This is a genomic window from Candidatus Manganitrophus noduliformans (assembly GCF_012184425.1).
Lineage (GTDB): Bacteria > Nitrospirota > Nitrospiria > SBBL01 > Manganitrophaceae > Manganitrophus > Manganitrophus noduliformans.
Genome location: NZ_VTOW01000003.1, coordinates 351,578 through 376,274 on the forward strand (window position 1 = coordinate 351,578; position 24,697 = coordinate 376,274).

At 56.4% G+C, this 24,697-nt stretch carries 20 protein-coding genes; 12 read left to right on the forward strand and 8 right to left on the reverse strand.

The annotated features are described in order from the left end of the window. Window positions 1–112 precede the first annotated feature (112 nt). From MNODULE_RS16295 to MNODULE_RS16320, 6 genes are all read right to left on the reverse strand, one after another. The gene (locus MNODULE_RS16295; protein ID WP_168061788.1) at window positions 113–883 is read right to left on the reverse strand and encodes a formylglycine-generating enzyme family protein; all 771 of its coding nucleotides are present in this window, start codon (window positions 881–883) and stop codon (window positions 113–115) included. 126 nt (window positions 884–1,009) lie between these two features. Beyond that, window positions 1,010–2,083, reverse strand: a complete 1,074-nt coding sequence (locus MNODULE_RS16300; protein ID WP_202882246.1) for a formylglycine-generating enzyme family protein — start codon at window positions 2,081–2,083, stop codon at window positions 1,010–1,012. After that, window positions 2,083–3,546 carry a menaquinone biosynthesis decarboxylase gene (locus MNODULE_RS16305; protein WP_168061789.1) on the reverse strand — a complete coding sequence of 488 codons (1,464 nt, stop codon included), beginning with the start codon at window positions 3,544–3,546 and terminating at the stop codon, window positions 2,083–2,085. The genes MNODULE_RS16300 and MNODULE_RS16305 overlap by 1 nt, the downstream gene beginning before the upstream one ends. Window positions 3,547–3,559: 13 nt before the next feature. Continuing rightward, entirely contained in the window at window positions 3,560–4,432 is an 873-nt protein-coding gene (gene ubiA / locus MNODULE_RS16310; RefSeq protein WP_168061790.1) for a 4-hydroxybenzoate octaprenyltransferase, read from the reverse strand. Window positions 4,433–4,444: 12 nt separating this feature from the next. Beyond that, window positions 4,445–5,185, reverse strand: coding sequence for a formylglycine-generating enzyme family protein (locus MNODULE_RS16315; RefSeq protein WP_238339601.1), 741 nt, complete (start codon window positions 5,183–5,185; stop codon window positions 4,445–4,447). 53 nt (window positions 5,186–5,238) lie between these two features. Beyond that, entirely contained in the window at window positions 5,239–5,799 is a 561-nt protein-coding gene (locus MNODULE_RS16320; RefSeq protein WP_168061792.1) for a chorismate--pyruvate lyase family protein, read from the reverse strand. Between the two features lie 95 nt (window positions 5,800–5,894). Between MNODULE_RS16320 and MNODULE_RS16325 the strand changes: the two genes are divergently transcribed. From MNODULE_RS16325 to MNODULE_RS16340, 4 genes are all read left to right on the forward strand, one after another. Next, entirely contained in the window at window positions 5,895–7,622 is a 1,728-nt protein-coding gene (locus tag MNODULE_RS16325) for a HEAT repeat domain-containing protein (protein WP_168061793.1), read from the forward strand. Beyond that, window positions 7,619–9,070: an HD-GYP domain-containing protein gene (locus MNODULE_RS16330; RefSeq protein ID WP_168061794.1), complete on the forward strand. Its 1,452-nt coding sequence runs from the start codon at window positions 7,619–7,621 to the stop codon at window positions 9,068–9,070. The genes MNODULE_RS16325 and MNODULE_RS16330 overlap by 4 nt, the downstream gene beginning before the upstream one ends. A 129-nt stretch (window positions 9,071–9,199) precedes the next feature. Continuing rightward, complete coding sequence (gene recJ, locus MNODULE_RS16335) at window positions 9,200–10,957, forward strand: single-stranded-DNA-specific exonuclease RecJ (RefSeq protein WP_168061795.1); 1,758 nt, start codon at window positions 9,200–9,202, stop codon at window positions 10,955–10,957. After that, complete coding sequence (locus tag MNODULE_RS16340) at window positions 10,951–13,128, forward strand: RelA/SpoT family protein (protein WP_168061796.1); 2,178 nt, start codon at window positions 10,951–10,953, stop codon at window positions 13,126–13,128. Before recJ ends, MNODULE_RS16340 begins: the two co-directional genes overlap by 7 nt. A gap of 29 nt (window positions 13,129–13,157) precedes the next feature. On the opposite strand, the gene MNODULE_RS16345 is transcribed toward MNODULE_RS16340, so the two are convergent. Together MNODULE_RS16345 and MNODULE_RS16350 are read right to left on the reverse strand one after the other, a co-directional pair. Next, window positions 13,158–15,326, reverse strand: a complete 2,169-nt coding sequence (locus tag MNODULE_RS16345) for an amylo-alpha-1,6-glucosidase (RefSeq protein WP_168061797.1) — start codon at window positions 15,324–15,326, stop codon at window positions 13,158–13,160. Between the two features lie 67 nt (window positions 15,327–15,393). Further along, window positions 15,394–16,458, reverse strand: a complete 1,065-nt coding sequence (locus MNODULE_RS16350; RefSeq protein WP_168061798.1) for a glycosyltransferase family 4 protein — start codon at window positions 16,456–16,458, stop codon at window positions 15,394–15,396. Between the two features lie 438 nt (window positions 16,459–16,896). Between MNODULE_RS16350 and MNODULE_RS16355 the strand changes: the two genes are divergently transcribed. From MNODULE_RS16355 to purS, 8 genes are all read left to right on the forward strand, one after another. Next, window positions 16,897–18,702: an NAD+ synthase gene (locus MNODULE_RS16355; RefSeq protein WP_168061799.1), complete on the forward strand. Its 1,806-nt coding sequence runs from the start codon at window positions 16,897–16,899 to the stop codon at window positions 18,700–18,702. Then, window positions 18,699–20,108, forward strand: coding sequence for a type I glutamate--ammonia ligase (gene glnA / locus MNODULE_RS16360; RefSeq protein ID WP_168061800.1), 1,410 nt, complete (start codon window positions 18,699–18,701; stop codon window positions 20,106–20,108). The genes MNODULE_RS16355 and glnA overlap by 4 nt, the downstream gene beginning before the upstream one ends. Before the next feature lie 174 nt (window positions 20,109–20,282). After that, window positions 20,283–21,485 (forward strand): bifunctional 3,4-dihydroxy-2-butanone-4-phosphate synthase/GTP cyclohydrolase II, encoded by a 1,203-nt coding sequence (locus tag MNODULE_RS16365; protein WP_168061802.1) that lies wholly within the window; start codon window positions 20,283–20,285, stop codon window positions 21,483–21,485. Further along, window positions 21,478–22,023: a 6,7-dimethyl-8-ribityllumazine synthase gene (gene ribH / locus MNODULE_RS16370; protein ID WP_168061804.1), complete on the forward strand. Its 546-nt coding sequence runs from the start codon at window positions 21,478–21,480 to the stop codon at window positions 22,021–22,023. Before MNODULE_RS16365 ends, ribH begins: the two co-directional genes overlap by 8 nt. 20 nt (window positions 22,024–22,043) lie before the next feature. Further along, the gene (gene nusB / locus MNODULE_RS16375; RefSeq protein ID WP_168061806.1) at window positions 22,044–22,481 is read left to right on the forward strand and encodes a transcription antitermination factor NusB; all 438 of its coding nucleotides are present in this window, start codon (window positions 22,044–22,046) and stop codon (window positions 22,479–22,481) included. An 81-nt stretch (window positions 22,482–22,562) separates the two neighbouring features. Continuing rightward, window positions 22,563–23,108 (forward strand): M17 family peptidase N-terminal domain-containing protein, encoded by a 546-nt coding sequence (locus MNODULE_RS16380; protein ID WP_168061808.1) that lies wholly within the window; start codon window positions 22,563–22,565, stop codon window positions 23,106–23,108. Beyond that, entirely contained in the window at window positions 23,101–24,399 is a 1,299-nt protein-coding gene (purB, locus tag MNODULE_RS16385; RefSeq protein ID WP_168061810.1) for an adenylosuccinate lyase, read from the forward strand. Before MNODULE_RS16380 ends, purB begins: the two co-directional genes overlap by 8 nt. A gap of 47 nt (window positions 24,400–24,446) precedes the next feature. Then, window positions 24,447–24,695, forward strand: coding sequence for a phosphoribosylformylglycinamidine synthase subunit PurS (gene purS / locus MNODULE_RS16390; protein WP_168061812.1), 249 nt, complete (start codon window positions 24,447–24,449; stop codon window positions 24,693–24,695). The last annotated feature ends 2 nt before the right edge of the window (window positions 24,696–24,697 follow it).

A 24,697-nucleotide genomic window follows, 5' to 3' on the forward strand; every position in this document is an offset into this window, starting at 1 on the left:
GATCAGAGAGGAGGCGTGGTTCGGAAGGAGCGTAGTCCGATCGAACGAAAAGTTCAAGCCGATCTAAACATCTTACGCAATTTCGTGAAAAGCTACAAATCCGCCGGATGGATTAGAGTGATCTGGCGCACCGAAAGCCGATCAGCGGATCTCGCTTTTCGGGATCGGCGTAGAAGCGGGTTGTCGTTCGGGTAAGGAGACGAAGCGCGCCGGGTTGATCGCCTCCGATCCCGCCGCGGATGGCGCGGACATTTTTCCGGAAGGGATCGGCGCGATAGGGGTTGTTGGGGTAGGGACGATAGAGGTCGGCGGTCCACTCCCATCCGAACCCGACCATCGCTTCGGCGCCGTAAGGGGAGAAGATCGGTTTGGCGGGGAGGGAAGCCCGGACCGCTTTTTCGATTTCCGGATCGAATTGATTTCCCCAGGGATAGATTCTCCCATCGGTCCCCCGGGCCGCTTTTTCCCACTCTTCTTCGGTCGGAAGACGTTTGCCGATCGAGTCGCAGTAGTCGGCGGCCTCCTGCCAGGTGAGGCCGGTGACCGGCTGGTCCGGGTCGGCTTCTCCGAGGCCGAAGGGGAGCGGATGGCCGGAGATCATCGCGAAGCGTTGATAGTCGCGGTTGCGGACCTTGGTCCGGTCGATGGCAAACGTGTCGAGATAGACGGCGTGGGCGGGGCGCTCGTCTTTGAGGAGCGGTTTGTTCGGGAGGATGGAGGCAGGATCGACCGAGTAGCCGGTTTCATCCGTTCCCATGATGAATTCGCCGGCGGGGATCAGGATCATGCCGGCGGGGGCATGCTGGCTGGGTCTGTTCCAGAGGTAAAGTCCGGCGATGAGGATCGTAAAGAGAATCATCACGGATACGATTTTCGACTTCAAAACAAAACCTCCTTCTTCATCGCGACTTGTTTAAAAAGCGGAAGAAAAGATTTACGCGTCGGGTGAACTTCGGTTGATTTATAAAAGGTGAGCGCGGGAGCAGTAATAGTAATAATGATAGATCGATTATCTCTTTGCCCCTTTTCCCCGGCCCCCGGCGTTCACCCCTCCGACGGCGTCTTTTGCGCAGCGGAAGCCGAAACCTTTGTTCTTGATCTCGGGGGTGAAGCGGCTTCGGTTGTACGACGGGGCGGAGAGGCCGCAGCCGTATGAGAGGCAATCATACCACGATCCCCCTCTTAAAACTTTGTTTTTCATTCCGTAATGGATATTGGGAAAAGGATTACCGGGGTAGGGAAGATACCAATCGCTGACCCATTCATAAACGTTGCCGGCCATGTCGTAGAGGCCGTAGGGGCTCTTTCCCTCTTCGAAGCTGGCGACCGGCAGGGTGCTCCCCTTCGAGACGTCGATCCCTTTGGCCAGCCAGTATTGCGGCGTGTTCGCCTTCTGGAAAGAGAAGGGGGTTCCCCAAGGGAAGTGGCGTCCGTCGGTCCCGCGGGCGGCCTTTTCCCATTCCTGCTCGGTCGGAAGACGTTTGCCGGCCCATCGGCAGTAGGCGTCGGCATCGTACCAGCTGACATAGACGACCGGATGGTTCACCTTGGCGGGAGGGTAGTCGCCGTTTCGCCAGAGGAGCGGCGGCTCGGCGCCGCCGGCGTCGACGAAGTTTTTATAGTGGGCGTTGGTTGTTTCATACACATCGATATAAAATGATTTCACGAAGACTTCATGCTCCGGCTGCTCGTCTTCGTCTCCCGCCCCTTCCCCCGTCGGCCGCCCGTTGTTCCCCATGACGAAGGCGCCTTCCGGAATCAAGACCATCTTCTGCTCGATGATCTTTTCTTCCTTGATCTGGATCGGCGCCCGGACCGGCGTGATCTCATGTTCCGGAACGGGCGGGCGGTCGCTGTGGCATTCTTGGCACTCGGGCTTGGAGGGATCGGTCTGCAAGGTCGACCGGTCGGAGTGGCAGTGCAGACAGCTTGGATCGGAGAGGGTCGCGCGGCGGGCGGGGGCCGGGAGGCGGCGCGTCGGAAGCGAGGAACCCTCCGTCGCCAAAAAAGCAGAGACGAAGACCGCCCCCGCCAAAGAAAGGGTGATGATGGATGCGTGACGGATGATTGTGCGGAATGGCATCAATCGATTCCTAGTTCATTCCAGATTCGGTCGATCCGATCGACCACGTCGGGGTCCATCTCGATCCGTTTTCCCCATTCCCGATGGGTCTCGGGGGGGATCTTGGTCGTGGCGTCGATCCCCATCTTCGATCCGAGCCCCGATTCGGGCGATGCGAAGTCGAGATAATCGATCGGGGTGTTCTCGATCGTGAAGGTGTCGCGCGCCGGGTCGACCTGGGTCGAGATCGCCCAGATGACGTCGTCCCAGTTCCGGACGTCGATATCATGATCGACGACGATAATATATTTAACATAAAGAAATTGTTTTAGGAAGCCCCAAATACCTAACATCACCCGCTTGGCATGGCCTGGGTATTCCTTCTTCATTGAAATCACGGCGATCCGGTAGGAGCAGGCCTCCATCGGAAGGTGGAAATCGACGATTTCGGAAAAATTCTGCCGCAGAAGCGGGAGAAAAACCCGGTTGAGCGCCAGGCCGACGACGGCGTCTTCGCGCGGCGGCCGTCCCGTCGTGGTGGTGAGATAAATCGGGTCTCTCCGGTGGGTGATGCAGGTGATATGGAAAATGGGGAACGGCTCGACCGAATTGTAGAATCCGGTATGGTCGCCGTGCGGCCCCTCGTCGGCCATCTCGCCGGGGCGGATTTCCCCTTCGATGACGATTTCGCTCGTCGCCGGGACCTCCAGATCGACCGTTTTGCAGCGGACCAGCTCCACCGGTTTCTTCCGAAGCAGCCCCGCGAAGTGAAACTCGCCGATCTGATCGGGGACCGGGGTGACGGCGGCGATCGTCATCGCCGGATCGCAGCCGAGGGCGACGGCGACCGGCATCGTCTTTCCCTGCGCCATCCACTGCCGCCAATGTTTGGCGCCGCCGCGATGTTTGAGCCAGCGCATGATCGTCGTCTTCTTGTCGATCTGCTGCATCCGGTAGATCCCGATATTGTATTTCCCCTCCTCGCCGGTCGGCGGCTTGGTGATCACCAACGGCCAGGTGACCTGCGGCCCGACGTCGTCGGGCCAGCAGTGGAGGATCGGGATCCGATCGAGATCGATTTGATCCCCCTCCAGAACCACTTCCTGGCAGGGGGCGCGGCCGACCTTCTTCGGCGAGAGGTGGAGAATCCGGCCGTAGAAGGGGAGATGTTTGACCGCGTCGATGAACCCTTTCGGCGGCTCCGGATGCTGCAGGAAGGCGAGGAACTCGCCGATCTCAAGGAGCCCCGCTTCGTCGGTGTCGAGTCCCAGCGCCACCCGCTCGATCGTCCCGTAAAGGTTGATCAGAACCGGGATCGAATGCCCCTTGACCCGCTCGAAGAGGACGGCGGGGCCTTTTTTGGCCAGGAGGCGATTGTAGATCTCGGTGATCTCCAGCTTGGGATCGACCTCTTTTTTCACCCGGACAAGGAGTCCCTTCTTCTCGAGCATCTCCATAAATTCGCGCAGATCGGTGTAAGGCATTTCTCCTCCGTGTCTAATTCTTTAAATGATAGTTCAATGTAATCCCGACCAAGATGATCAATCCCACCCAGACGTGGGATCGGAAAAGGGCGAAAAGGGCCGGCCGCTCGGGCAATCTGCGAAGCTGGATTGTCTGACCGAAAAACAAAAGGGCGGCGCCGGCCAGAGAGAGGTAATAGATCAGATTCATCCCGAGCTGTTTCCCGGCCAGGGTCAAAAAGAAAATAACAAGGAGATAAAAGAAACTGACCGCCATCCAGCTCTGCGCGCCGAAGAGGACGGCGGTCGATTTCACGCCGATCCGAAGATCATCGTCCCGATCCATCAAGGCATAAACGGTGTCGTAGCCGGTGGCCCAGAAGAGATTGGCGAGCAAGATTAAAAACGGGGTCAGGGCGAGCTCGTTCCGGACCGCCGTCCAGGCCATGACGACCCCCCAACTGAAGGCGACGCCGAGGATGATCTGCGGGAGATAGGTGAAGCGCTTCGCGAAGGGATAGAAAAGGGCGGTGAAGAGGGCTGCAAAGCTGAGGAGGAACGTCAGCGGGTTGAGAAGGAGAACCAAAAACAGAGAAGATAAGAGCAGGAAGAAAAGAACGACAAGCGCTTCCATCAACGTCAACGCATTTTTTGCCAGGGGGCGATCTTTCGTCCGCTCGACCCGGGCGTCGAATTTCCGGTCGGCCATATCGTTCATCACGCAGCCGGCGCTCCGCATCATAAAGGAGCCGAGGACAAAAACGGAAAGATGCTTCAAGCTGGGCCTTCCTTCCGAGGCGACAAAAAGCGACCAGAGGGTGGGGAAGAGAAGCAGCAGGGTCCCGTATTGCTTGTCGAGCCGGATCAGTTTTGCGACTTCTTGCCGTTTCCGCCAAAGCTGCTTCATTCGTGGATCACCCTACTTCGACTTCGCACATCGAAATCCGACGTCGTCCAATCGCTCCGCGGGGGGATCGTACGATCGGGTCGATGCCCTTGCATAGATCTCCAGCACCCGTCGGTAAGCCCCCTCCGGATAATGTCCCAGGCTCAAGTAAGAAAGGCCTCGAACGACGCGGTGCTTCATTCCGAAATCGGGATGCCGCAACGCGCTTCCCGGATAGGGAAGATACCAACTGTCGGTCCATTCCCAGACATTGCCGATCATGTCCTCGACTCCATAAGGACTCTTCCCGGCGGGGAAGCTGCCGACGGGTCGGGTGATCTCGTTCAGACCCGATCCCGATGAGAGATGGGCCCGGTCGATCTCGAAGGTATCCCCCCAGGGATACCGGCGGCCCTCCGGGCCGCGCGCCGCTTTTTCCCATTCCTCTTCGGTGGGGAGCCGCTTTCCGGCCCATCGGCAATAGTCGTTGGCTTCGTACCAGTCCACGTTCGTCACCGGATGCCGCTCTTTTCCCTTCTCCACCCGCCCGTCGGGCCAATGGGCGGGGGGCGGGTAGTTCGTCGCCGTGACAAATTTGAAATACGCTTCCTGGGTCGTCTCGTGCCGATCGATGTAGAAGCCGGGGAGGGATCGCTTCCTGAGAGGATGTTCATCCTCGAACCAAGGGCGAGGGAAACCGAGCTGAATCGCTTCCTTCGTCTCATCCACCTCATCCGATCCGATCATGAATTCCCCGGCGGGGATCCATGCCATCTGATCGATCTGATCGAATCGGGTCCCGTGATGAAGTCGGGCCCCGCAGCCGGTCAGGGCGAAAACGAGGAGGAAGAGAAAAGGGAGGGTGAGAATGCCTCGAAAATGACGCCCGAGACCTGATCGGAAATGTTTAAGCGGTAACGTCTTGCCCAAAATAACTCCCGTGGTTGCAGTCCGAGCGCTTCGGCGACCTGCGGGAGGGCGAGGCGGGTGATCTCCAGCCGATCTCGGCGGGTCGGAAGCTGTTGCGCCTCAATGATCCGACCGATCGGTTTCTGACCGAGTAGAACCTCCTGATGAAAATCGGGTTTCAATCCGGAGAGGGGAAAGATGGAGACCGCAAAGACCTTCCTCCCCCCTCCCGCCGACAGCCAGACCTTTCGTTGAATTCCTTTTTCTCCCGCGGGAATCCCGATTCGGGAAGCGTGTTCCTCGTCGATCAGTATTTCCCGTTGATCTTGAATGGTCACTTTCACCGAAGCCAGGAAGAGCGATTCCAGATGGCGAATGAGTGTTCCGTCCGACGTGAGAAGCAGCCGGAGAAGAGGATCGATCGGATTCCGCCGACAATCTTCCCAAAACGCCTCCTTTGTGAGCCATTCATTTTCCATGCAGGATCGATCTTACTGAAATCGATTTTGGGTGTCAAGTTTTTGACTTTATGGGGATCGTGATATATACTTTTTATGCTTTTTGAGGATCAATCATGGATGACAGAGCTGAAGCGCCGATGGCCGATGAAGAGCCCGTTGAAGAAGGGGAAGCGTACGACAAGGAAGAGGTAAAATCGGCCAAAGAGATCGTTCAGTATCTGACAAAGACCACCAAGACCCTCCAGATCTACCTGCCGAACAATCCGATTCATCAAAAATTCATCAACGAGTTGGCGGAGAAAATCCAGCGTCACCTCACCGAGCACGGTCCGCTCCGACTGCGGATCAAACAGTTCGAGCTCTTTTGCTCCGGCCAGCCGGTTTACGAGAACGCGAATCGGATGGAGAGCGTGGCCTTCAAGCTTTTCATCGACGGATTGAGGGAGCTCTCATTCCATCCCGGGATCGAGAAAGAAGAGCTGATCACCTTCCTTGAAGTGATCGGGAAGCGGGGGGAGGGAGACAATGTGGACGACGACATCGTCACCCTCCTCTGGGAAAAACATCTGGTGCACGTGAAATATATCGTCGTCGACGAGCTCCAAGGAGACGTCCGGGCGGAAGAGTGCAAGGAGATGCAAACCGTTCCGGCCAATCCGAATCAGCTTCGGGAAATGTTCCATCAAGAGGCGGCGCCCCAGGCGCTGGAGGCCCCCAAGGGGGTTGAAATCCCATCGCTCCATATCTTCAAGCTCACCGATGAGGAAATCCGCAAGATGAAGGCGGAGGTCCGGGGGGAAGAAGAGCTCGATATGGTGGCGGAGCTGGAAGGGATTCTCTTCGACATCCTCCGGATCGAGCGGGACCCGGCTCTTTTCGGTGAAATCCTCGGTATCATCGATAATATCTTCGAGAGCCTTCTTCTGCAGGGGGATTTCCCACACGCGCGCGCGATTCTGGAGTTTTTCCAGGAGATGATCGATCCATCGATGGGCTTGCCGCAACCTTTGGTCGATCAGATTCAGAAGGCGAAGATCCAGGCCGGAAATCCAAAACGGATCGGGATGTTGGAAAATGTATTAAACGAATGCGAGCCGGACCGGCTGGAAGAATTTTCTTCTCTGATGATGTTTTTTGATCAACAGATCGTTCCCTCTCTGGTGGAACTGCTCGGCGCGGTCGACAAAATGAAAGCGCGGCGGGTTCTTTGTGAAATCCTGGTCAAGCTGGGAACCCAGCAGGTCGACTTCCTTGTTTCAAAGCTGGAGGATGATCGTTGGTTTCTCGTGAGAAATTTAATTTATGTGGTCGGGAAAATCGGGGATCCGAAGGCGCTTAAAAGTTTCCCGCGTCTGCTCCAGCATAAAGATCCCAAAGTTCGGAAGGAAACGCTCCATGCGCTCGATATGATCGAAAGCCCGAAGACCAACGATCTTCTGGTGAAGGTCCTCTCCGATCCGGATCTTTCCAACCGTCTCTTTGCGACCCGGGCCCTGGCCAAAAGAAAGTCCCAGGAGGGGCTGGAGCCGCTGATGAACCTCCTTACATCCAAAGAGTTCGATGAGAAGGAGATGCACGAGAAAAAGGAAATCTTCGATGCCATTGCAAAGATCGGGGGAGACAAGGTGGTTCCTCGATTGCGGCGGCTCCTGGAGGTAAAGTGGAGTCTGTTTAAGAACGCGCGGGCGGAGGAGATGGGGCTCTGCGCCGCCTTTGCGCTTCAGCGCATCGGGAGCCCTCCCGCCGTGGAGGCGCTTCGAGAGGGAAGCGGTTCGAAGAGCAAGCCGATCAGCGAGGCGTGCGTCAAAGCGCTGGAGCTATTGGGAGCGGGGAAAACATGAGCCGGAATACCGCCGTGCGAAGCTACGATGAAGAAAGGGCCCAGCTTGGAAAGCAGGTGGTCAATCAATTTGCCATCTTGATCAAGACCTCCCAGATCCATGACGCGGGAAATGTGGCGCTGCAGCAGCCGGCGGAGAACTTCGGCAAAACGCTGGGCGATCTCTTCATCGACGATCCCGAGGTGGCGCTGAGCCTGGAGGGGGAGGCCCTCTTCCTCGGCGACATGAAATTAAAGCTCGATATCGACATCTTCACCAACTTCATGCTGGTGAATGAAGAGATGAAGAAGCGGAAGGTCGGGAGCATCGTCTTCTCGCGGGGGATCGGGGAGCGGGAGATACGAAAGTTCTCCTCTCTGTTTGCTTCTCTTGATACGCGCCTTCCCGAACCGTTCGAGCGGCTGGAGAAGGAGCTGGAAGACGCCGGCCTGACCAATCCGCAGATCTTATTCCTGGAGGAGAAGAAGGAAAAGGAAGAGGTCGCGCAGGCCACCGAGGATAATGAAAAGGATCTGGCGAAGAAGACCTATTTCAATACCGTGACGGCGGTCGGCGAGGTGATGGAGAGTGTGAAGCTCCGCCAAGCGGTGAGCCTGAAGCGGGCCAAGCGGATCGTTCAATCGATGGTCGATCTGATCATGCAGGAAGATTCGACCCTCCTTGGATTGACCAATCTCAGAAGCCACGACGAATACACCTACAATCATTCGGTCAACGTCTGCATCCTGGCGTTGGCGATCGGGCAGCGGCTCGGCTACAGCAAGAAGCGCCTTTGCGAGCTCGGCATGGCGGGACTTTTCCACGATCTCGGCAAGTTCGGCATTCCGCTCGATGTGTTGAACAAGCCGACCGACTTCACCGAAGAAGAGTGGAAGGTCATGCGCCGCCATCCGATCTTTTCGGTCAAAGAGCTGGTCCGCCTCAAAGGGGTCAACGACATGGCGATCCGGGTGACGATCGGCGCCTTTGAGCATCATCTCAATTACGATCTCTCCGGGTACCCCAAGTTGGCGAAGAAGCGAAACTTAAGCCTCCTCGGACGGATCATCTGCATTGTCGATTGTTACGATGCCTTGACCTCTTCCCGGGTTTACAACCGGGTTCCTTTCCCTCCCGATAAAGCGCTTCGGTTCATGTTGAGCAAAAGCGGTAAGGCGTTCGACCCGATCCTGATGAAGCTCTTCGTCAATGCGATCGGCGTCTATCCGATCGGAACGCTGGTTCTGCTGAATACCAAAGAGATCGGCGTGGTCTTCACCTCCAATCCGAACCCGGAGCGGGGCGACCGCCCCAAGGTAAAGCGGGTCATGGATGCCGAGGGAAATGAGGCGCATGGAGAGCTGGTCGATCTTTGCGAGCAAAACGAGAGCGGCCATTTCAAATATGAGATCGTCAATGCGATCGACGCCGGCAAATATAAAATCGATGTGGCCAAGTATTTCGTCTGAGTTTTCCCCTACTTCGGGTGTTTCCTCGCTTGACAATCCCTTCCGATGATTCTACGATTAAGCCATGTGGAACGTGAACGGAAGCAAAACAGTTGAAAGAAGAATCGGAGTGCCGCACGAGGCTATTTTATGAGGCCGACCGCCGCGATAGAGGATCTTTTCTGGAAAGTCCGGCCGATCGACCTGGATGAGGCGCGGCGTCTCTCGGCGCGGTTTTCTCTCCACCCGATCACGGCCCGCCTGCTCCTCCAACGGGGGGTCGGGCCGTCGTCCGTAAAGGGGTTTTTGGACCCTTCCACCGACCTTCTCAACGATCCCTTCCTGTTCCGGGAGATGAAACGGGCGACCGCGCGAATCCTGCAGGCGATCGAGAGAAATGAGAAGATCCTGATTTACGGCGATTATGATGTGGACGGGATGACGGGGGCCGCCCTTTTGGTGGAAACCTTCCGGCTGCTCGGTTATCCTGTCGATGTGTACATTCCGGATCGATTCGAGGAGGGGTATGGCTTGCATCTTCCCCCCCTCCGGCGGGCGCGGGAGGCCGGAACCGCGCTGGTGATCACGGTTGATTGCGGCACGACTTCCCACGCGGAGATTAAAGAGGCGGCCTCCTTCGGACTCGACATCATCATTGTCGATCATCATCAGCTTGCGGGAGGGGCCCCCCCCGCCGTTGCGTTTTTGAACCCGGAGGGACCACCTCAGGAGACCCCTTACCCTTTTCGGGGCCTTTCCTCCGTCGGTGTCGCCTTCAAATTGGCGGAGGGGCTCTTTAAAGGATCGGGGCTCTCCCCGTTGCGGCTCCGCCCGCTTCTCGATTTGGTCGCGTTGGGGACTGTCGCCGACGTGGCGCCGCTGACCGAAGAGAATCGTTATTTCGTCAGCGAGGGTCTTCGCGTGATCCGGGAGGGGATCCGGCCGGGGATCGCGGCGCTCCTTGAGATCGCCGGGGAGGACCGGGCTTCCGCGAACGAGCAGACCCTCGGTTATTGTCTCGCCCCGCGGCTGAACGCCGCGGGCCGTCTCTACCACGCCGGAGAGGGGGTCGCCCTCTTGACCGCTCCCTCGCGAGAGAAAGCGCTCCCTCTGGCAGAGCGATTGGAGGCGTATAATCGGGAGCGCCGGCGGATTCAGATGCGGATGTGGGAAGAGGCGGAGCGACAGGTGTCGGAGATGAGAGATGCGGATCGCCATCCGCTCTTCGTCCTCGCTTCGGAAGGGTGGCATCCGGGGGTCGTCGGGATCATCGCATCGCGCCTTGTAGAACGGTATCGCCGTCCGGCGATCGTCATCGCCCTCTCGCCGGAAGGGATCGGGAGAGGATCGGGCCGATCGGTCGAAGGGATCGACCTCCACCGGTCGGTCTCGGTTTGCCGCGCTCTGCTTGAGAAATTCGGCGGCCATGCCGGAGCGGTCGGCCTGATGATTCGGGCCGATCGCGTCGATCTCTTTCGAGAGGGGCTGGTGAATGTTTTCTCGGAAATTCCCTCGGTCGAAACATCCGAGACGCTTTGGATCGACGCCGAGATCAAGCTGGAAGAGGTGACTTTCGATTTCATTCGCGCGATCGCGCCGTTGGCCCCGTTCGGACCGGCCCATCCGGAGCCGGTCTTCTTGGCGCGGAATATATCATTGATCGGGTTGCAACGGGAGCTCGATCGGTCGGTCCGCTTTAAGGTTCGGGACAAGAAGGGATGGACCTTCGATGTCGTTGGGCCCGGCGGAATGAATCTTCCTTGGAACGATTTTGTAGAGGGAGCGGCCGTCGATCTCGCTTTTGCCCCGGAAGTGTGGACCTGGCAGGGGGAGCCACGGATTTTTCTCAGATTAAAAAGAATTCGGAGGGTGGGGGCGATTGAACAGCGCCCGGAAGAGCAATGCTGAATCGACTGATCTTTAAGGAACGCCCGGCAAAGAAGCTGACGCTAGAAGATATCGTCAGGCAGATCCACGCCTATGCGCCGCAGGCCGACGTCTCGCCTCTGAGAAAGGCCTATGCCTTTTCCGAGAAGGCGCACGCGGGACAGCTCCGCCAATCCGGGGAGCCGTTCCTTCAGCATCCGCTTGAGGTCGCCAACCTTCTGACCGAATTAAAGCTCGACGTTCCCTCCATCGTCGCCGGGTTGCTGCACGACGTGGTGGAGGACACGTTTCACACAAAAGAAGAGCTGACGCGGGAATTCGGGGAAGATATCGCCGCCATGGTCGACGGCGTGACGAAAATTGGAAAGATCGAGTTCCGGAGCGTTCAGGAAAAACAGGCCGAGAATTTCAGGAAGATGATCGTCTCGATGGCGGAGGATATCCGGGTCATCCTGATCAAGCTGGCTGACCGGCTCCACAATATGCGGACCCTCGATGCGCTGGCCGAAGAAAAACGGGAGCGGATCGCCCAAGAGACGCTTGAGATCTATGCTCCGCTGGCGAATCGGCTCGGGATCGGCTGGATCAAGTCGGAGCTGGAGGATCTCTGTCTTCGATACCTGAAGCCCGATATTTACCTCTCGCTCGTCAAAAAAGTGAAGACCGGCCGCGAAGAGCGGGAAAAATATATGGAGTCGGTCATCGAAGCGATTCAGAAAGAGCTGGCGGCAAACCGTTTCGCCTGCAAAGTCACCGGACGATACAAACACCTCTTCGGGATTTATCACAAGATGGAGAAGCGGGCGATCCCTTTCGAAGAGGTCTACGACCTCATGGGGATTCGAATCATCACCGACAACAAGATGAATTGTTATGCCATTCTCGGTCTCATCCACTCCCTCTGGCGGCCGGTGCCGGGGCGGTTTAAAGATTACATCGCCATCCCGAAGTCGAATCTCTATCAGTCGCTCCATACGACCGTCGTCGGCCCGGAAGGGCGGCATGTCGAATTCCAGATCCGGACGGAAGAGATGCATCGGATTGCGGAGGAAGGGATCGCCTCGCACTGGACTTACAAGGAGGGGGGGACCCTCAATCCGAAAGATGAACGAACCTTCGCCTGGCTTCGGCAGCTCGTCGAGTGGCAGCAGGAGCTCTCCGACACGCGGCAGTTCATGGATTCGGTCAAAACCGATCTCTTCACCGATGTGGTCTATATCTTCAGCCCGAAAGGAGACGTGAAAGAGCTGGTCAAGGGGGCGACCCCGATCGATTTCGCCTATGCCATCCACACCGAGGTCGGCAATCACTGCGTGGGGGCCAAGGTGAACGGAAAGATCGTCCCCCTCCGGTATCAGCTCAAAAGCGGCGATACGGTTGAAATCCTCACCTCGCCGACGCACGTCCCGAGCAAAGACTGGCTGAAAATCGTCAAGACCTCCAAAGCCAAGGCGAAGATCAAGCACCTCATCAAAGAGGAAGAGCGGGCCCGAAGCCTCGATATCGGTAAAAAGATTCTGGAGCGGGAGCTTCGGAAGGAGAACCTCAGCCCGTCGGAGGTCCTCAAATCGGATCAGATCTTAACCGGCCTCAGGGAGCAGGGGATTCGGACGATCGAAGAGCTCTTCGTCGCGATCGGTTACGGGAAGGTGTCGGCGCATCATGTGATCAAGCCCCTCCTGCCGGAGCCCCGGATGAAGGAGGGGCTCAAGGACAAGTTCATCAAGAAGGTCGGCCTCGCCAAAAGCGAGGTGAAGGTGAGCGGCCTGGATGATATCATGATCCACCTTTCCAAATGTTGCAATCCCGTTCCGGGAGATCAGATCATCGGCTTCATCACGCGGGGGCGGGGCCTTTCGATCCACACCGTCGACTGTCCGAACATCGACGAGCTCGATTACGACAAAGACCGGCTGGTCGAAGTCGATTGGGACAAGCGGATCGCGGCGACCCATCCGGTCGATATCTCCGTGTTGACCCTCGACCGGCCCGGTCTTCTCGCCTCCGTCTCCACTTCGATTGCAGGCGCCGGCGCCAACATCAGTCAGGCCGAAATCATCACGACCGAGGACAAAAAAGCGACCCTCCACTTCGTCATCGACATCACCGACACCAAACATCTCGAAAAAGTCTTAAAAAGCATCGAGAAGGTCGAAGGGGTGCTGCAGGCGAGGCGGGTGAGAAAGGGGTAACAACGTTAAAGGTTGTTCGTTTAACGTCGTCATCTCCTCGTAACAACTTCCACCTTCGGCGACTTGTTGGTTACCTCGATCAAGGCGCCGGTTCTTCCCTCCCGAACGATAAAGTCGACCCGCTCGTTTCCGACCTGAAGGTTGGTGATGTCGACCCATTTGAGCCAGGTCGGAAGGACCGGGTCGGTGAAGTAGAGGCGTTGATTGGGCGCATCGGCCGATAGGCCTAAAAAAGAGCTGAGGACGGAGAAGATGGACGCGGCCGACCAGGCTTGAGGGCTGCACGCGATCGGATAAGGGGTCGGGCCGTGACCCATCGTCCTCGCAAAACCGCAGAAGAGCTCCGGCAGCCGTCCGTTTTCGAGAAAAAGGGTCGATTCAAAGAGGCCGGTCGCAACCAGACGAAGATGTTCATTCAGACCGTACCGTTTGAATCCGGCCAGGATGATCGCGTTATCGTGCGGCCAGACCCCGCCGTTGTGATAACTCATCGGATTGTATCTCGGTTCCCCTTCCGCAACGGTCCGGATTCCCCATCCGCAAAACATGTCGGGACTGATGAGCCGGTCTGCGATCTTCCTCGCCTTCCGGTCGTCGATGAGCCCGGTCCAGAGGCAGTGGCCCGGATTGGAGGTGACCACCTCGCACTTTTTCTTATCCTTGTCCAACGCCAGCGCATAGAACTGCTTCTCGTCGCTCCAAAAATCACGATCGAACCGCTCGCGCAATGCTTGGGCTTCGCTGATCAACTCCATCTGCAGGTTGATCTTCCCAAGCTGCGAGGCGATCGATCCGAGTCCGACCAGCGCCGCGTAGAGATACCCTTGCACTTCGACCAGCGCGATCGGAGAATCGGCGAATTTTCCGTCGGCGTGAAAGACCGAATCGTGTGAGTCTTTCCACCCCTGCTGTTGCAGACCGATCGGCGACTCCCGGTGGTACTCGATATAGCCGTCTTGATCGAGATCGCCGTACTTTCGAATCCATTCCAGCGCCGCCAGGGCATTCGGCCAGAGCGATTCGACAAACGCGACGTCGCCGGTCCACGAGAGGTATTGATGAAGCAGAATCAAAAAAAGCGGGGTTGAATCGACGCTTCCGTAATAGGGGATGAAGGGGATCTCCCGGAGATTGGCCATTTCTCCCTTTCGGTATTCGTGCATGATCTTCCCCGGCGCCTCATCGAGGAAAGGATTGTGCTCTTTCCCCTGAAGCTTGGCGAGATATTGCAGGGTCCCGCGGGCGATCTGGGGCTGAAAGGGGAGGATCTCCAGCGAGGTGATGATCCCGTCCCGGCCGAACGGGGCGACGAACCAGGGAATGCCGGCGTAAGGATAGGGGCCGTGCGGGGTCTCCGTCTCGAGCATCCGGATGTCGGAGAGGGATCGGCTGAGCAGCTGGTTGAAGGATTCATTGCTCGTGACGATCCGCGTTCGCTCCTGTTCCCACTTGATAATCCCTTTCCGGACCCGCGTGATCACCTGCGGGAAGTTCCATCGTTTGTTCCATCGGCGCTCTCCGGTCAGCGCGGTCGCCGAGAGGTGGAGCTCCCACTCTTTTTGCGGCGGAAGCCGGATGAAAAAGGTCGCCTCCTCCCCGTTCGCCTCCTCCGGGAGAGGATCGAACTTGAGGTGAAGACTTCGGAGAATGTCGTCGAGACCCGAATATTTGAATGAGACCGCCCCCCGCTGATACTCCGGCGGGAAGAGCTCGCCCCGTTTCGGCCGCTCGGTCCCGCGGATCTCGAAGACATCCAAAAAATCGGCGCCGTACTGGAGGCAGATCTTCAATTCGATCTGATGGGTATGGAAGTTCTTGAACTGAAGGGTCTGAAAAAAAGTATTCCGATAGAGAAGGAGCCGCTTGCGGATAAAAACGGTGTTCCGGGGGATTACGAGGTGGCGGTCGATCGTGTAGTCGGGGTTGGTCAGATCGACGAGAATCTCGCTGTCGTCGGAGGAGACCGTCGAGTAGAGGAAAAGGGGAAATTCCTCGTTGATCCGAAGCCCCAGCAGGTTGAGAAATCGTGTTCCCTCGAAATAGAATCCCAGTTCTCCCTGAAAACGGCTTCTGAAGTTGCCGAACTTGTCACAGACGATGAACCCTTCTTCCTGCTTCAGGCTGAGCTTCTTGATTCCGGCCGCAACCGGAGAGGTTAAAATATAATAATCGTCCCGGAGGGCGGTCTCGTCGTTCATGCTGTCTCCTTGAAAGAGGGTGTGATCCCTTGATTCATCCGATGCGGCCCGCGCGTCCGTTCGGAGGTCAGGCCGCTTCGGCCAGCTCGTCCGCCGACAGCGGCCTGTTCCAAAAGGCGATGACCTCTTCATATGCCTGCTCGTAACGGCGGACCATCCTTTCGGCCGAGAAGGCGTCCTCGACATATTCTCTGCATCCCTTTCGGGAGATCTCGCCGATCCGCTCGACCGCGCGGACCAAATCATCGACCTCGGAATGAATGAAGCCGGTGGTTCCGTGGACCAAGATTTCGTTCACAGAGCCGTAAGGCCGCGCGATCACCGGCGTGCCGCAGGCGAGCGATTCGATCATGACGAGGCCGAACGGCTCCGGCCAGTCGATCGGGAAGAGGAGCGCCAGCGCGTCGCCGAGGAAAACGTTTTTTTCCTCGTCGCCGATCTCCCCGATATATTCGACCAGCGGCGGCTTGATCAGCGGCCGGATCACCGCGTCGAAATAGTCGCGATCCTGATCGGCGATTTTGGCCGCGATTTTCAGGGGGATACCTGTCTTCTGCGCGACGGCGACGGCGATGTCGGCCCTTTTTTCAGGAGCGATCCTTCCGAGAAAAGCGAGGTAGCTCCCCGGTTCCGGGTGGAAACGATACTTCTCCATCGGCAGGCCGTGATGAACGGTGCTGACCCAATTGGCGAAGGGAAAGGGGGTCCGTTGGCTGTGACTGATCGAGATCAGCGGATGCGACTTATAATAACGGTGGATTCCCTGAAGTTCGGGCATATCGAGCCGGCCGTGCAGCGTCGTCACGGTCGGCGTGGCGCTCCTTTGGGCAAAAGGGAAGGTAAAGTAATCGGCGTGGGAATGGATCAAATCAAATTCTTCGGCATGATCGTAAACCGTCGAAAGTTGAAGAATATGGTCCGCGTAAGGATCTTTGACATTACTTAATCGCAACGCCGCACGGCAAACCGAGACAAGACGTGCGCTGGTCTTCGAATCGCCGCTGGCAAAGAGGGTTACGTCATGGCCGTTTTTGATCAGTCCTTCGGTTAATACCGAAACGACCCGTTCCGTTCCCCCGTAAAGCTTGGGCGGAACACTCTCAAAGAGAGGGGATATTTGCGCAATCTTCATTCGGGACTCCAGGTTTCCACTTACAATGGGAAGGGGGGAGATGTCGGCGGATTATGAAGGTAAACCTCGGAATAATTTGCATCTTATAAAAAGTAACATAAGGTTTTTCTGCGAGTCAATATAGGGGGGAAAGGCTTGGCTTGTGTTCTAAAAAAATCGCGGAGGCCCTTTCGGATCTCTTCTCCGAAGCGGGAAGAGAATTGGCGCGGCCGGTCCAAAACGGGGGTTGGGAAAGGGGCGGTATTTGAGAATGACAATAGCGGATGGGAAAGGGATTTTTCTTGACAAGATTTTTGCGATATGATAAAATCCTACTCAATTCATTTTCGGAAACTTGGAAGACAATGGCGTCTTCTCCACGCGGAGAAGACGCCATTTTTTTAGGGACAATGTCGTCCTTGCAATCGTCGATTGCAAGGCGTTTTATTTTGGAGATCGATGCGGACCCTTCGGCTGGCGCTGGCCCAGATCAACAGTACGGTCGGGGACCTTGCGGGAAACGTTCAAAAGATCTCGGAGGCAATCGAGCGGGCGAAAGGAAACAAGGTCGATCTGATCGCTTTCCCGGAGCTGGCCATCTCCGGCTATCCCCCCGAGGATCTCCTCTTGAAACCCCAGTTTATCGAGGAGAACCTCCAGGCTTTGCACAAGGTGGCGAAGCGTTGCAAGGGGCTGACCGCGATTGTCGGCTTCGTCGATCGACAAGAAGATATCTACAACGCCGCCGCAGTGATCCACGATGGGGCGGTCCGGCTCGTCTACCACAAATCTCATCTTCCGAATTATGGCGTCTTCGACGAAAACCGTTATTTCCAGGCGGGAAAAGAGGCGCCTGTTTTCACCTTGAACGGGATAACCCTCGGGGTGAATATCTGTGAGGATATCTGGTACCCGGAAGGGCCGACCTTCGCGCAGGCATTGGGCGGGGGGGCCGAAGTGATCATCAACATCAATGCCTCTCCGTACCATGCGGGGAAAGGATTATTCCGGGAAGAGATGATCGCAACCCGCGCGCGGGACAATGCGGCGATCATCGCCTACGTGAATCTCGTCGGCGGACAGGATGAGCTTGTTTTCGACGGGGGAAGCTTTGTCGCAAATGAACGGGGGGAAATTCTCTGCAGGGCGAAGCAGTTTCGCGAATCGTTGATCATGATCGATCTTTCGGTCGATTCCGTTTTCCGCGCCAGGCTGCACGATCCCCGGCGCAGGACGGAGAAGCGGGAGCGTGTTTTCCCGGAGGTTCAGAAGATTGTCTTAGGTCATACGGAACGGAAGGGGAAGTTGAAGCCCCTTTTACCTTCTCTGGAAGATCGTCTTTCGCGTCTCGATGAGATGTACAGCGCCCTGACGCTCGGCTTGGCCGATTATGTTCATAAGAACGGTTTCAAAAAAGGGGTGATCGGCCTTTCGGGGGGAATCGATTCGGCTCTGACGGCGGCGATCGCCGTCGATGCGCTCGGGAAAGAGAATGTCATCGGCGTTTTCATGCCCTCGCGCTACACCTCGCAAGAGAGCGAGGAGGAAGCCGAGATGTTGGCGCGAAATCTGGGAATCCGCTTGATCACCCTCCCGATTGAATCGTCCTTCGAGTCGTATCTTTCGCTTCTCTCTCACGAATTCAAGAATTTCCCCGCCGACATCACCGAAGAGAACCTGCAGTCGCGGATTCGCGGAAACCTGATGATGGCCCTCTCGAACAAATTCGGGTGGCTGGTCCTGACGACCGGGAATAAAAGCGAGTTGAGCGTCGGGTATGCGACGTTGTACGGCGATATGGCCGGCGGTTTCGGCGTGATCAAAGATGTCTGGAAGACGCTTGTGTATGAGCTGGCGACGGAGAGAAATAAAAAGGGGAAACCGGTGATTCCGGAGCGGACTTTCACCCGTCCTCCGACCGCCGAGCTCCGCCCCAATCAGACCGATCAGGATTCCCTTCCTCCTTACGAGCTTCTCGATCCGATTTTAAAGGCGTATGTCGAGGAGGATAAGTCCTACGATGAAATCGTTGCGATGGGGTTCGATCCGGCGGTCATTGCGAAGGTGATCGCCTTGGTCGATTTATCGGAGTTTAAGAGAAGACAGGCCCCTCCCGGGATCAAGCTGACCCCGCGGGCCCTGGGCAAAGATCGACGGATGCCGATCACCAATCGGTATCGCAGTTTTTATCAGGCAAAGAAAAACCGGATCAAAAGTAAAGAAGATCATCAAATCATCGGAGAAGAGGGAAAGGAGAAGACATGACACCCAAGGAAGTAATGGAGTTTGCCAAGAAGAACAAGGCGGAGATGGTCGACTTTAAATTCGTCGACTTTCCCGGCATGTGGCAGCATTTTGCCGTCCCCATGATCGAGTTTACAGAGAAGACATTTGAAGAGGGCTCCGGTTTTGACGGATCGAGCATCCGGGGTTGGCAGGCGATCAACGACAGCGATATGCTTGCCGTTCCCGATCCCAATACCGCGATCATGGACCCCTTCACCAAGATCCCGACCCTCTCGGTCGTCTGCAATATTCAAGATCCGATCCGCAATGAGCCTTATCCGAGAGATCCGCGCTACATCGCGCAAAAGGCCGAGGCTTATTTGAAGGCATCGGGGATCGGCGATACCGCCTTTTTCGGTCCGGAAGCCGAGTTCTTTATCTTCGACAACATCCGGTTCGATCAGAACATGAACTCCGGATATTATTTCATCGAGTCGGAAGAGGGGATCTGGAACGCCGGAAAAGAGGGAGCCAACCTCGGGTACAAGCCGCGAAACAAAGAGGGCTATTTCCCCGTCGCGCCGATCGACAGCCAGGAAGATATCCGGGCCGAGATGGTGCGGGAGATGGAAAAAGCCGGCATTCATGTTGAAAAGCAGCATCATGAGGTGGCGACCGCCGGTCAGGCCGAGATCGACATGCGGTTCGATTCCATGGTCAAAATGGCCGACAAGCTCATGCTCTACAAGTATATCGTGAAGAATGTCGGGAAGCGTCACGGCAAAACCGTCACCTTCATGCCGAAGCCGCTCTTCGGCGACAACGGCTCCGGAATGCATACCCATCAGAGCATTTGGAAGAAGGGAAAGCCGCTTTTTGCGGGGGATGAATACGCCGGCATCAGCAAGATGTGCCTCTACTATATCGGCGGCATCTTGAAGCATGCGCATGCCCTGGCGGCATTAACCAACCCGACGACCAACTCTTACAAGCGGTTGACCCCCGGCTACGAGGCGCCGGTCAACCTCGCTTATTCGAGCCGGAACCGGAGCGCGTCGATCCGAATTCCGATGTATTCGAACAATCCCAAGGCGAAGCGGATCGAGGTCCGGTTCCCCGACCCCACCTGCAACCCCTATCTGGCCTTCAGCGCCATGTTGATGGCGGGACTCGATGGAATCGAGAATAAGATCGATCCGGGAGAAGCGATCGACAAAAACCTCTACGAGCTGGAGGCGCGGGAGGCGGCCCAGGTCCGCAAGATGCCGGGAAGCCTTGATGAGGCGCTGGCGGCGCTGGAGGCCGATCATGCCTTCTTGCTCAAAGGGGATGTCTTCACCGAGGACATCTTGCAGACCTGGATGGAATATAAGAAGAGCAAAGAGATCGACCCGATGCGGCTGCGGCCCCATCCGTACGAGTTCTTTCTCTACTACGATCTTTAAAAACAAGTTCCACCGGAAAAGGGGCCTGTCCTCAACGGACAGGCCCCTTTTTTATACATTTCCGGCTTTGCTCTCCCGCGTCATAGACGCTGCATGGTTTGACAAGACCCCAGGTTTCTTATATATTTACATTCGATCCGACCTATTTATTTTTCTCAAAGGGCACAAAGGGTTATGAAGTTTCACACCATCGAAGAGGCGATCGCCGACATTAAAAAAGGGAAGATGATCATTCTGAGCGACGACGAGGATCGGGAGAATGAAGGGGACCTCGTCATCGCCGCCGAAAAAGTCACCCCCGAAGTGATCAATTTCATGGCGAAGTACGGCCGGGGCTTGGTCTGCCTGACCTTGACGGAGGAGCGGACCGAGCAACTTCAACTCGCCCCGATGGCCCAAGAGAACACCTCTTCTTTCGGAACCGCTTTTACCATCTCGATCGACGCCCGAAAGGACGTCAGCACCGGGATCTCTGCAAAAGACCGCGCCGTCACGATTTTAACCGCCATTCATCCCGACACGCGCCCCGGCGATCTTGTTCGGCCCGGCCATATCTTTCCGATTCGCGCCCAAAAGGGAGGGGTGTTGAAGCGAGCCGGTCAGACCGAAGGTTCGGTCGACTTGGCGCGGCTGGCCGGCCTCATTCCGGCCGGGGTCATTTGTGAAATCATGAATGAAGATGGGACGATGGCCCGCCTTCCCGATCTGATCGAGTTCGGCAAGCAGCACGATTTGAAACTGGTGACGATCAAAGATCTCATCGAGTATCGAATGAAGCGGGAGTCGCTGGTGCATCGGGTCAGCGAGGCTCGGCTTCCGACCGAATATGGCGATTTTAATGCGGTCGTTTATCAGAACGAAATCGATCATGAGGTGCATATCGCCCTGGTGAAAGGGGAGATCGAGGGGAGCCAGCCGATGTTGGTCCGTGTTCATTCCGGCTGCGTCACGGGAGATATCTTTGGATCGAAGCGATGCGACTGCGGCGAACAACTCCACGCGGCGATGGGCCGGATCGAGAAGGAAGGAACCGGCGTTCTCCTCTACCTCAACCAAGAGGGTCGGGGGATCGGTTTGGTCAACAAGCTGAAAGCGTACCGGTTGCAGGACGGCGGTAAAGACACCGTCCAGGCGAATCTCGAGCTCGGCTTCAAGGCCGATCTCAGAGATTACGGAATCGGCGCGCAGATTTTGGTCGACTTGGGGCTTCGCAAAATTCGACTGATGACCAATAATCCGCGCAAGATCGTCGGGATCGAGGGTTACGGCTTGGAAGTGGTCGAACGGGTTTCCCTCGAAATTGCGCCGCATGAAAAGAATGTCCATTATCTGAGAACCAAGAAGAATAAAATGGGACATATGCTTGATAATGTCTAATGTGGTGAAAAATGCCGGAAAGCGGAAGGCGGGAGGCGGGAGGAGTAAGAGAAGCCTTCCGCCGTTTCAGTCTCAGGTTTTGGAATGGAAGGGAAAGACCCATGGGGCGGGGTTCCGCTTCGGGATTATCGTCAGCCGGTTCAACCAATCGATTACCGATCCGCTCTTGAAGGGAGCGCTTCGGGTCCTGGGAGAACAGGGGGTCGGCCCGGAGGATATTGAGGTCGTAAAGGTGCCGGGCGCTTTTGAGATTCCCGGCGCGGCCAAGAAGTTGGGCCTCCTGGGACGATTTCACGCACTGATCTGTTTGGGGGCCGTCATTCAAGGGGAGACCCCGCACTTTCATTACATCTCCACCGAGGTCAGCCGCGGCATCGGTCAACTCTCTCTGGAACTGGGGCTCCCGGTTATTTTCGGCGTGTTGACCACCGACTCCATGGAACAGGCGATCGCGCGATCGGGAAATGAGATCAATAAAGGGGCCGAGGCGGCCCTGGCGGCGATCGAGACGGCTCATTTGTATCGAACATTAAAGTAAGACTAAACCGGGTGTAAAAAATGGGTTTTAGAAGAAAGGCCAGAGAGCTGGCCCTTCAATTGCTTTTTCAGATCGATTTTACGGAAGACCGCATCGAGATCCCTTCTTCTTTCTGGGCCGAAAACGAATCGCTTCCGCAGGTGAAAGCCTTCACCGAAATCCTGGTCAACGGGGTCTTGAAGCGCCTCTCCGAGATCGATCCGATCATTGAAAAATATACACAGCATTGGTCGCGCGATCGGATGGCCGCAATCGACCGAAACATACTGCGATTCGCAATCTTCGAGATGCTCTATTTAAAAGAGATTCCGCCCAAGGTCACCATTAATGAGGCGATCGAAATTGCAAAGAAGTATGGAAGCGAGGATTCAGGGGCATTCGTAAATGGAATTCTCGACCGAATCCACCGGGATGAAACGACGTCCGGTTTGACCGACCTGAAGCACGGGGCCATGTAACCGTTCCGGTCGGTCCTGTCCAGTCGGTATCGAACTCCTGAACGGATCGCATCCGGTGGACGGGGACATCTGGAGTGAACAGTGCGGGTAGGGATCTTCTCCGGGAAGCTGACGAAGCTGCATGCGGAAATTTTGGTCGTTTCCTGCTTCGAAGATGTCCGGCCTCTCCGGGGATTCGCCGGCGAGGTCGATTGGCTCTACGGCGGAATTTTCTCGAACCTTTTAATGCAGGGGAGAGTCACCGGGAAGCTCGGTGAGATTCTCCTTTTGGCGACCCAACAGAAGATGCAGGTTCCCAAGGTCATCTTGGCCGGACTCGGTCCTGCCAACGCTTATGAGGCGGCCGACTTCGGCTTGATCGCCAAGCGAATCGCCGGGGTGATGATGGGACTTCAGGCGCGCGAGTGCGCGATGGAACTACTCCCTCCTCCCTCGCGGTCACTCGACCCAATCCTTTTGATGGAATCTTTTCTCAAGGGGATGGAGGAGACAAAAAAACTGGAGCCGTTTGATTTGACCTTTGTCGTCAAAGACGGTGAAAAAGCAAGGGCCCTCCAACAACGGATCAAAAACGGATCGTATGTTTGGAGCCACTCTTATTCGTTAGCGAGATCGGAAAATGATTGAACGTTACAGCCGGCCTCAGATGGCGGCGATTTGGGAATCAAAAAATAAGTATGAAACCTGGCTGAAGGTTGAGCTTCTGGCGTGTGAGGCGATGGTCGATCGGGGGGAGGTGCCGAAATCGGCGCTCAAGACCATTCGATCGAAGGCGAAGATCGATCCGGTCCGGATCGACGAACTGGAAAAGACGGTCAAGCACGATGTGATCGCTTTTTTATCGTCGATTACGGAGAAGGTCGGCGAGGAGGGGCGTTACCTCCACATGGGAATGACCTCTTCCGATGTGCTCGACACCGCCCTGGCGGTCCAGATGGTCCAGGCGGCCGATATTTTAATCGAGGACCTTCAGTGCCTCCTGGAGGTGTTGAAGCAGAAGGCGGAAGAGCACAAAGAGACGGTCATGATCGGCCGTTCCCATGGAATCCACGGCGAGCCGATCACCTTCGGTCTGAAGATGGCCCTTTGGTATGAGGAGACGAAGCGAAACCTCCTGCGGATGGGGCAGGCGAAAGAGATCGTCTCGTTTGGAAAGATCTCAGGCGCGATGGGGACGTTCGCCCATCTTCACCCTTCGGTCGAAACCTTCGTCTGCGAAAAGCTCGGGCTGAACCCGGAGCCGGTCTCGAACCAGATCGTTCAGAGGGATCGCCACGCCCAGTTTCTTCAGACGCTGGCGTTGATCGCCGCGAGTCTCGATAAATTCGCCACGGAGATCCGCCATCTCCAACGGACCGAAGTGCTGGAAGCGGAGGAGCCGTTTGAAAAGGGCCAAAAGGGCTCTTCCGCGATGCCGCACAAGCGCAATCCGATCGGCTGCGAAAACATCTGCGGCTTGGCGCGGGTCATTCGCTCCCACGCCCATGCCGCTTTGGAGAATGTGCCGCTTTGGCATGAGCGGGATATCAGCCACTCGTCGGTGGAGCGGATTATTCTGCCCGACAGCACGATCCTGCTCGATTTCATGCTGGCGCGTTTTACGAAGATCATGAAAGGGCTTTTCGTTTACCCGGAGAGGATGACCCGAAATCTCGATTTGACGGGTGGAACGATCTACTCTCAGAAGGTTCTGCTATTATTAATCCAGAAAGGGATGAAAAGAGAGAAGGCATACGAGATTGTTCAATCGGCGGCGATGGCGGTGTTCAACAAGGGGGGATCGTTTAAGAAGGCGATTCTTTCACACCCCGACCTCTCGAAACGGTTGAGCGTCAAGGAGATCGAGGCTTGCTTCGATCCGCGGCAGTTCGTCAGCCATATCGAAACGATTTACAAACGGGTGTTCAACGAAGCGTAAGCCGCCTCATTAAGAGGAGGGCACAGTTCATCGGGGTGGATAAAAAGATGCGAGCAAAAATTTATATTACGTTGAAGAGCGGAATCCTCGACCCGCAGGGAAAGGCGATCGAGCATGCCCTTTCCGTGCTCGGCTTTAAGGGGGTCAAAGAGGCGCGGGTCGGAAAGTATATGGAGCTGGTTCTGGCTCCAGGTCCGATCGATCAAGTGGAGAAAAGCATCAAGGAGATGTGCGAGAAACTCCTCGCCAATACGGTGATCGAAACATACCGGTACGAACTCGATCCGAAGGAATAGGT